Annotated in this window: 12 protein-coding genes; 1 reads left to right on the plus strand and 11 read right to left on the minus strand. The window is 49.2% G+C overall.

Going from position 1 to position 8,658, the window contains the following annotated elements; translation table 11 throughout:
• Nucleotides 1-427 precede the first annotated feature (427 nt).
• The 5 genes from rpsI to HOLDEFILI_RS09990 form a co-directional block, all read right to left on the minus strand.
• Nucleotides 428-835 (minus strand): 30S ribosomal protein S9, encoded by a 408-nt coding sequence (gene rpsI, locus HOLDEFILI_RS09970; protein WP_006059536.1) that lies wholly within the window; start codon nucleotides 833-835, stop codon nucleotides 428-430.
• Nucleotides 836-850: 15 nt separating this feature from the next.
• Nucleotides 851-1,288, minus strand: a complete 438-nt coding sequence (gene rplM, locus HOLDEFILI_RS09975) for a 50S ribosomal protein L13 (RefSeq protein ID WP_006059537.1) — start codon at nucleotides 1,286-1,288, stop codon at nucleotides 851-853.
• A gap of 233 nt (nucleotides 1,289-1,521) precedes the next feature.
• A complete protein-coding gene (locus HOLDEFILI_RS09980) occupies nucleotides 1,522-2,382 on the minus strand; it encodes a DUF4097 family beta strand repeat-containing protein (protein ID WP_006059538.1) in 861 nt (286 codons plus the stop codon).
• Nucleotides 2,379-2,969, minus strand: a complete 591-nt coding sequence (locus tag HOLDEFILI_RS09985; protein WP_006059539.1) for a DUF1700 domain-containing protein — start codon at nucleotides 2,967-2,969, stop codon at nucleotides 2,379-2,381. The genes HOLDEFILI_RS09980 and HOLDEFILI_RS09985 overlap by 4 nt, the downstream gene beginning before the upstream one ends.
• Nucleotides 2,962-3,282 carry a PadR family transcriptional regulator gene (locus HOLDEFILI_RS09990; protein WP_006059540.1) on the minus strand — a complete coding sequence of 107 codons (321 nt, stop codon included), beginning with the start codon at nucleotides 3,280-3,282 and terminating at the stop codon, nucleotides 2,962-2,964. Before HOLDEFILI_RS09990 ends, HOLDEFILI_RS09985 begins: the two co-directional genes overlap by 8 nt.
• Nucleotides 3,283-3,383: 101 nt before the next feature.
• On the opposite strand from HOLDEFILI_RS09990, the gene HOLDEFILI_RS09995 reads away from it, so the two are divergent.
• Nucleotides 3,384-3,761 carry a hypothetical protein gene (locus HOLDEFILI_RS09995; RefSeq protein WP_006059541.1) on the plus strand — a complete coding sequence of 126 codons (378 nt, stop codon included), beginning with the start codon at nucleotides 3,384-3,386 and terminating at the stop codon, nucleotides 3,759-3,761.
• 99 nt (nucleotides 3,762-3,860) lie between these two features.
• Here HOLDEFILI_RS09995 and truA read toward each other — a convergent pair whose 3' ends face one another.
• The 6 genes from truA to HOLDEFILI_RS10025 form a co-directional block, all read right to left on the minus strand.
• Entirely contained in the window at nucleotides 3,861-4,664 is an 804-nt protein-coding gene (gene truA, locus HOLDEFILI_RS10000) for a tRNA pseudouridine(38-40) synthase TruA (RefSeq protein ID WP_167317139.1), read from the minus strand.
• Nucleotides 4,664-5,461 (minus strand): energy-coupling factor transporter transmembrane component T family protein, encoded by a 798-nt coding sequence (locus HOLDEFILI_RS10005; protein ID WP_006059543.1) that lies wholly within the window; start codon nucleotides 5,459-5,461, stop codon nucleotides 4,664-4,666. Before HOLDEFILI_RS10005 ends, truA begins: the two co-directional genes overlap by 1 nt.
• The gene (locus HOLDEFILI_RS10010) at nucleotides 5,458-6,315 is read right to left on the minus strand and encodes an energy-coupling factor transporter ATPase (protein ID WP_039864634.1); all 858 of its coding nucleotides are present in this window, start codon (nucleotides 6,313-6,315) and stop codon (nucleotides 5,458-5,460) included. The genes HOLDEFILI_RS10005 and HOLDEFILI_RS10010 overlap by 4 nt, the downstream gene beginning before the upstream one ends.
• On the minus strand, nucleotides 6,291-7,118 hold the full coding sequence (locus HOLDEFILI_RS10015) for an energy-coupling factor transporter ATPase (protein ID WP_006059545.1): 828 nt from the start codon (nucleotides 7,116-7,118) through the stop codon (nucleotides 6,291-6,293). The genes HOLDEFILI_RS10010 and HOLDEFILI_RS10015 overlap by 25 nt, the downstream gene beginning before the upstream one ends.
• 233 nt (nucleotides 7,119-7,351) lie before the next feature.
• A complete protein-coding gene (locus tag HOLDEFILI_RS10020; protein ID WP_006059547.1) occupies nucleotides 7,352-7,912 on the minus strand; it encodes a hypothetical protein in 561 nt (186 codons plus the stop codon).
• Nucleotides 7,913-7,963: 51 nt separating this feature from the next.
• The gene (locus HOLDEFILI_RS10025; RefSeq protein ID WP_039864635.1) at nucleotides 7,964-8,551 is read right to left on the minus strand and encodes an O-methyltransferase; all 588 of its coding nucleotides are present in this window, start codon (nucleotides 8,549-8,551) and stop codon (nucleotides 7,964-7,966) included.
• Between the last annotated feature and the right edge of the window lie 107 nt (nucleotides 8,552-8,658).

Here is an 8,658-nt window from a genome sequence, read left to right on the forward strand (position 1 = left end):
CGGTATGGAGGATAGAATGATATAGAAGGCTATCCTGGCGAATAGCCTGAGCTTCTTCAGGAAGCAATTCATCATAGTAGACTCGATCGGAACACGTTATTGTTTTCATGAAGAAGACCTCGCTTTCAGAGATGCCCACCATCTTTTGAGTTAATTATACAATAAACGTGATCTCGCATCAACGCATTTGAGTTTGCTTCATTCTTACCTCCATTACTGCGCTTTGCGCAGTCACAAATATTGCATGACAGTAAGCTAAATTGCTTTACTTTCACACTTTTCATTTTCTTTTTGCCTCTGACGCATCGAAATTCTTAGAATACAAAAAAAAGTGCCAACCTGAAATTTCAGGCTGACACTCCCGTTTTGAGTCAAAGTTTTGACTGCGCTTTTGCAAGCTTGCTTTCGTTTGATTACGAAGCAGCAATTAACGCTTGCTGAACTGCGGAGCTCTACGAGCGGCCTTTAAGCCGTATTTCTTACGTTCCTTAGCACGGCTGTCACGAGTCAGGAAACCCGCAGCCTTCAGCTTCGGACGGTAATCGCTGGAAGCTTCCAGCAGTGCCCGTGCGATACCATGACGCATAGCGCCTGCCTGGCCGGTGAATCCACCGCCGCAGACGTTGATCTTGATGTCGAACTGACCCAGAGTTTCTGTCAGTTCCAACGGGGAACGGACAACCATGCGCAGAGTTTCTTCCGGCAGGTATTCCTCCAAAGTCTTTCCATTGATGCTCATTGCACCTGTGCCCGGGGTCATGAAGACGCGGGCAACAGCTGTTTTACGACGGCCTGTGCCGATGTATGTTACGTTTGATTTCTTTTTCGCTGCCATTAGTCTTTCTCCTTACTAACCCTTGATTTTCAGCTCAACAGGTTTCTGAGCCTGATGCGGATGCTCGCTGCCCGTGTAAACGAACAGATGCGTACGCATAACGTCGCCTAACTTGGTGTGCGGAAGCATACCCTTGATGGCCTTTTCGACCCATTCAACCGTATACTGTTCCCGCATCACGCGCGTTGTGCGGACACGCAGTCCACCTGGATGCATAGAATGGCTGAAGTAGCTCTTCTTGTTATCCTGATCGCCTGTGATTTCGATCTTGTCAGCATTGATCACGATGACGTAATCACCGCAGTCAACATTTGGTGTATAAGTAGGTTTGTGCTTTCCACGCAGAACCGTTGCGACTTCGCTCGCAAGCCGTCCCAGTGTTAATCCTTGTCCGTCAACGACGTACCACTGACGTACAACTTCATTTGGTTTTGCCATAGTTGTCTGGCGCATAATTTAATTCCTCCTAACCAAGTGTAGTTTCCGGGGCTACATTTGGCATAAGTTGCCGAGTATTATTCTAAACTCCCGGCCCCTTTTCGTCAACTGTTTTTTAGCCTTTTTACCGTTTATTTTCACACTTTTCCCTATTTCCCGGATTCCCACAGCTCTCCGTGTGCCATTTCACCGTAAAATATGAAAAGCGGCTGTTTTGCCGCTTCCCTATCCGTTTCCTTATTTGAAGGTTAACGGAACTGGATATCCGTATCCCCCATGGCATTCTCCACTTTCAAATAATGTGTTCCTGAAGTATCCTTCCAGGAATTTGCCATCTTCTGATCATAGTAGGCGCCGTCGATTCCCAGACTGCCCATCGCGTTCTCCGCTTCAATCCGATAATCTGAGCGGCTTCCGTTCAACATCATTCTCACATCGCCCAGCGCGACGTCAAACTTGCACCGGCCGTGCAGCGTCCCGGTGAAATCCACATCCCCCAGCGCCATCTCAAATTCAGAATCCACAAAGTCCAGATCTTCAACAATTAAATCACCCAGGGCCAGCTCCAATTCAGAATTAGCCAGTGTTACTCCGCTGCCGACATAAATGGTGATCCAGCTGTGATCATGACTCAGATTGCAGGTGTTGATATGATCCGGATGTTCTAATTCCACTTTCAGAATTCCTTTTTCCACCTTCGTTTTGATACTCTGGCAATTCCGGTAATTGATTTCCACACGGGTCTGCGGCCCATCGTTGCGCATCAGCGTGACATCGCCCAAATCACTTTCGACATCGATGCCTGTGATATCGGAAAAGGTTTCATCGTATGTCTGATAATTTCCATCGCCATATCCCATGCCCATACCATGCCAGTTATGAGTTTCATAATCCTCATCCTCGTCGTGATGCTGCCGGTTCATGTGGCCCTGTCCCATGCCCATCCAATGATCGCCGACACGGATACCGACGCCGTTTTCCAGCTGATCGACGTTAATTCCCAAATCCTGCGAGGTTAAGGATGTTTTCCCGGTGATCAGTGAGATCGTTAAGATCAGAATCAATCCGGCCGCGCCCATACCCGCTGCAATTTTCAAGACTGTCTTCATGCCTGATTTCTCCTTTCCTGAATCCATTCCACACCTTCCTGCACCTTCCCCTTGGCCCACGGCCAAACCTTTTTAACCAGAGCTATCAAGCCGCATAAGCAGACCAGAAACAACGCCGTGCAGATCAGCATTCCGCCCAAAGCCAGTCCGGCCGAAGCCCAGGAAACAAAAATCATTCTGACGGCCGTCACCAACAACGATCCAGCCAGTCCAAAGAATAAGAACAACAGAAGAAGAATGACCATAAACGGCAAAAACAGAAGGAATCCAAAAATGATCACCAAAATGACGAGCACAATCGCCAACGGCACCCAAATCGGACTGGCAACCAGCGCCAGGCACAGAATCAGCGGCCACGGCCATTTCTTAGATTCCTGCTGATCAGCGTTAATCCGGCTGTTATAACTGCTGCGGATACCCTTCGCAAACTCCTCCGGCGATCCCAGATCATGAACAGCCTGCTCAAATTGATCTTCACCTGCCTCATCAAAATATTCCTCACAATACCGCATCGCACTTTCCTGTTCTTCCCGCGGCAGGCCTTCCAGCGCTTCTTTCAGCCGATGCAGATAAATCTGTCTAGTCATTAAGATTTCCTCCCTCTAAAATCGTCGTTATCTTCCGGGAAAAATACACCCACTCCCGCTTATATTCCTTGTTTTTCTCCAGACCCTCGTCCGTCAGCCGGTAATATCTCCGGTTTCGCCCCATCACCGCGACATCGTAGGTTTCCAATAATTCTTCTTTCTGAAGCCTTCTCAAGACCGGATACAAGGTTGATTCCGAGACCCCCAGCGTTTCCTTGATCTGTTGGGTCAGACGATAGCCATACGTATCCTCTTTCGCCAGAATCGCTAAAACACACGCATCCAGCAGGACCGAACCAATCTGAAATGTCATGGTATCTCCTCCTTGTATAATATTATAGATTGTATAATATTATATGTCAACTAGAGTATAGAAAGAATTCATTTCGTCCATACTAAAGTCAGGTGATAACTATGGAACTTTCTGAACACAGACATATTTTATATTTCAGCGAGCAGCCGATCGTTTTAATGGAGGAGCTGCTGAACATCAAGAAGATTGGTTTTACGCATATTCCTACGGGAATTCCTGAAACCGCACTGGCGCAGGCTCAGCAGCATTATACCGCGCTGAAAGCATCGCCGTTTGTGGAAAACTCTGGAATTGGTTTTATTTTATTTGGATCGGCCTGTGATCTGGCGCTGCCGCTACAGCAGCTGTGCGAGGTCAAGATGTTACTGGTGAATCCGCTGCGGCGTGATTATTTTCCCGCGATGATCAGCGTCATCGAGGCCAGTGAAGAAGAGTCAATGTTCCTCCAGATCAAAGCGAAGCTGGAAAATATAGTATAAGAAGCTTCCCATTTTCGCTTACGTCTGGTTTTGCCAGGCTGGTCGAATATCGAAGAATGAAAAAAACTGATCGTTGGAGTCAGTTTTTTTGTTTACCTTCTATTTTTCTTTTTGTTTCCTATTTAACGCAGAATCGTCCGCCGGAGCCTCCGCCGCGGCTGCTGGATAATAGACTTCAACTAAGGTCAGCCCCTGCGGTTTCGCATTGAAGTGACAGATCTGTTTATCCTGAGCCTGCAGCATCCACTGCACATCCTGCGGCGCCAGCCGTCCGCGTCCCACTTCAATCAACGTGCCGGTCATCATTCGCACCATATACCGCAGAAACCCGCTGCCTTCATAAATCAGGCGCAGCTGATCGTTTTCCTCAGCCAGTTCCAGGCGGGTAATCGTCCGCGCCTGATCCGGCATTTCAGCCCGGGAATTCGCGCAGAAGGAAGAAAAATCATGCTCGCCAATCAGATAAGCCGCGCCTTCGCGCATCGCCTGAACATTTAACGTCCAGGGTGACTGAAAGGCATAACGGCGGGTAAATACGTTTGCCTCTCCCAGCTGTATCCGATATTCATACCGTTTTCCAATGGCGTCAAAACGGGCATGAAAACGCGAATCGACAGCCTCGACCGAACGGATGTGGATATCTTTCGGCAGATGGCCGTTGATCGCCCGCTTCCATTGGAAAGCGTTGAGTGAAAAATCGACGTCAAAGTGGAAAACCTGTCCCCAGGCATGGACCTGGGCGTCCGTTCTACCAGACCCCGTGATGGACACGGGCTGCTGACAGATGACGCTGATCGCGTCCTGAATCGTCTGTTGAATCGTCGCTCCGCGCTCGGCCGGCTGGATCTGCCAACCGGCATAATCAAAGCCATCGTAGCTGACGACCGCCTTGAACCGCTGCATCATGCCAGCCAGAGAACAAGCATCGTTCCCAGCAATGCTGCAGATCCTGCCAGCAGCAGATAATCCCGGCCTTCCATCTTTAAGATCTTATATCGCGTCCGCGTCCGTCCCGGGCAATATCCGCGGGCTTCCATGGCGTTTGCCAGCTCCTCCGCCCGCTGAAACGCCGACACAAACAACGGCACGATCAAGGACAGCACAGCCATGATCTTTTCTTTCAGCTTGCCTTCCTTCAGATCAACGCCGCGGCTGGCCTGAGCGCGCATGATCCGCTGCGTTTCTTCGATCAACGTCGGAATGAAGCGCAGCGCGATGGAGATCATCATCGCGATTTCATGGGAGGGCAGATGGAAACGCTGAAACGGCTGCAGCAGATCTTCAATGCCCAGCGTCAGATCCAGCGGTTTCGTCGTGGCGGTTAATACCGTCGTGATGACGATCATCAACATTAACCGGATTGCGATGTATAACGTCTGAAACACCGCGTCGCTGTAAATCGTGAAGCCCAATATCGTGACTAACGGTGCGCCGGTGCGCAGCACAAGAATGTTGACAATCAGCAAAAACAGCAGCATGAACAACATCGGCTTCATCGACCGCCAGACGAAGTTCAGACTCAGCTTGGCGATCAGCACAACAGCGACAGCACAGGCGGCGATGATCGCATAGCCTAAGAATCCGGCCGGGAAAAAGATCGCGATCAGCACGATCAGCATCGCCATGATCTTGGCCCGCGGATCCATGCGGTGGATCGGGGAATTGAGCGGCATGTATTTGCCTAACGCAAAGTTATTCATTTCAGCTTCACCTCCCGCAGGATTTCCTTCGCCAGGGAGGGAATGTCCATAATCTCCTCAGACAGGTGAAAGCCGCGCTGATTCAGCATCTCGCGGGTGCGGATGATCGCCGGCGGCAGGATGTTCAATTGCTTTAACAGATCGGTTTTGCGGAAGAATTCATGAACCGAGGTTGTCTGCAGGATCTGGCCGTTGTCCACAACGACAACGTTATCGCAGTAATTGAGAACATGCTCCATATCATGCGTTACGATCAGTACAGTTTTCTTCATCTGCTTGTTGAGATTCATAAACAGCTGCATCATTGACTGAGCGCCCTGCGGATCTAAGCCCGCTGTCGGTTCGTCCAGCACCAGCACCTGCGGATCCATCGCCAGAATACCGGCAATCGCAACGCGGCGTTTCTGACCGCCTGACAGATCCAGCGGGGAACGTTCCAGCATCGTTTCGTCCAAACCGACGACCCGGATGACCTCACGAGCCCGGCGAACTGCTTCTTCCTCACTGGCGCCGAAGTTTTTCGGACCGAATGCAATGTCCTTCAGAATCGTTTCTTCAAATAACTGATATTCCGGAAACTGAAATACAAGACCGACGTCTTTGCGCAGACTTTTCAGATGTTCCGGTTTCTGCTGAGCGCTGATCGTTCTTCCCAGAATTTCAAGCTTCCCCGCAGTCGGAAGCAGCAGCGCGTTGAGATGCTGCACCAGCGTCGTCTTGCCGCTGCCGGTTTTGCCGATGATCGCCGTAACCTTGCCTTCCTCAATTTCCAGATCGACGTCTTTCAACGCAGCATAGGCAAACGGCGTGCCGCTGGAATATGTATAGCTTAATTTTTCAAATCGAATTGACACAGTTGATTCACCAGCCCTTCAATCGTGATTTCCGGCTTCATGGTCAAGCCGTTTTTCTTTAACTGCTGCTGCAGCTTAATGCTGAACGGAATATCCAGATGCAGGCGGATCAGTTCTTTATCCCGCAGCAGGATCTCATCCGGCGTGCCTTCCATCTTAATCTCGCCCTGATCCATGACCAGCACATGATCGCTCTTGGCCACTTCTTCAATGTCGTGGGTAATCGAGATGATTGTCAGCTGCGTTTCTTCATGGAGCTGACGAATCACGCGGTTGATTTCATCCTTGCCCTGCGGATCAAGCATACTTGTTGACTCGTCAAAAATGATCATTTCCGGTGCCATTGCCAGCACACCGGCGATGGCGACACGCTGCTTCTGACCGCCCGATAACCGGGTCGGTTCACTTTCCAGGTATTCGCTCATGTTGACTTTTTCCGCAAATTCCGTGATGATCGCGTCCATTTTCGACTGTTCAACGCAATGATTTTCCAAGCCGAACGCGATGTCGTCCCGCACAGTAGAACCGATGAACTGGTTATCCGGATTCTGGAACACAATCCCGACACGGCTGCGGATTTCCATCAGGTTTTCCTCATTCAAAGGCAGATCATCAATCAGGATCTCGCCCTCGTCTTTTTCCAACAGGCCGATCAACAGTTTGGCAATGGTCGACTTGCCGCTGCCGTTGTGACCGATAATCGTTGTATAGCTGCCTTTCTCAATAGCGAAGGAAACATGACGCACGGCATGCGTCGATTCGTCATAGGAAAAGCTCAGATTTTTAACTTCCAGCTGTTTCATAGTTCTCACCTCAAAGTGTTTTAATTATACAACAGATGAACCCGTTTTAAAACAATAAAGAATCCCTTAGGATAAAGGGATTTTTCCGGTTTTGACAAAGTGTAGAATTCGTTTAGCGATCTGCGGTCTATGACACCGCTTTCGGTTATTTTCACTCAAGAGGAGCGGCCGGAAATCACGCCTAAAAAAGAAAAAGTCCGCACCGTCAACACGGCAAGCAGACTTGTTTTCTTTTATTTGGATTCCAGGCGATACGCGTGATACTGACCGTTCAGGCAGCAGACCTGGTTGGAAACATTCAGAATATCGCTGAGAATTTTTCCTTTTTCCACAATCAGATCCTTACTGATCGTAAGCGACTGATCGCCGTCCGCTTCATTGATTTGATAATCGTGTTCCTTAATGATCCGGACGAAGGTAATCAAATCCTCAACGGCAGGGAAGCTGATATCGTGATAAATCGTGATCAGCGAGCCTTCCGGATAGTTCTGATCGAAATCCAGCTGTTCTTTCAGACAGGCTGAAATAAACGCCGGTTTTAGATAAGGATACATCAGATTAATTTCCTGAACCTCGCGGGAATACTGCGGTTCTTCTTCCGCCGGTTCTTCTTCCAAGGCTTCAGGCTCCGCTTCAGCAGGCTTCTCTTCCTGCGGCTGGACCGTCGGTTCATCCTCATCGTTGCTCAGAGTGATAATCGTCTTTTCTTCTTCTTTTTTATTGGCGGCTTTGCTTAACAGATAGGCCGCTCCGCCAGCGGCTGCCAGCAAACCGAATAATAATCCTTTTTTCATCGTTGTCACCGATCCTTTTCTCTATTCTATCATATTTCACACGGTTTTAAACTATTTTCTTAACAAGCTCACCACGGCTACCCCATCGCCGACCTCGGGATAGAACTGGGTAAGATAATCGGGATGGGTCATCAACATTTCCCGAAACCGCCGCAGTTTTTTAATCATTTGCCGGGTGCCCTTGTTTTCCGTCAGCGAAGGATCTTCGACCATTCCATGGAAATTCAGATTATCAAAGACAAAGACTCCGCCATCCGCCAGATTAGCGCGGAATTGTTCCAGATAGCGGGGATACTGGGCCTTCGCTGCATCCACGAAAATCAAATCATATTGTTGATCAGTCTGGAATTGAGCAATATCCAGGGCATGCACATGAATCTGAGCCTCTAACTGTTGTGCCGCAATATTCGCCAGCGCCAGCTGAGCCCGCTCCGGATCGTTTTCCAAAGTGTCGATCTGAATCTGCGGCGAGAGCTTAGCCATTCGAATTGCAGAATACCCAATGGCCGTGCCCAGTTCCAGTATGCGGGTATAGGCTTGATTACGAATCAGTTCCAGAATGAACTTAATCCCGGTTTTCATCATGATCGGCACATGGTTTTCCTGAGCATAAACTTCCAGTTCATTAATCGACGGCATCGTTTTCCCTCCTTCGTTGGCTTCCAGTCTTGAACAACGAGCAGCTTCCTCATACTCCATAATTTTTTCGTTAATTGATTTGCAGCCTGTTCATAAGATGAAATAAG

Origin of the sequence: Holdemania filiformis DSM 12042 (assembly GCF_000157995.1) — a bacterium.
Taxonomy (GTDB): Bacteria; Bacillota_I; Bacilli_A; order Erysipelotrichales; family Erysipelotrichaceae; genus Holdemania; species Holdemania filiformis.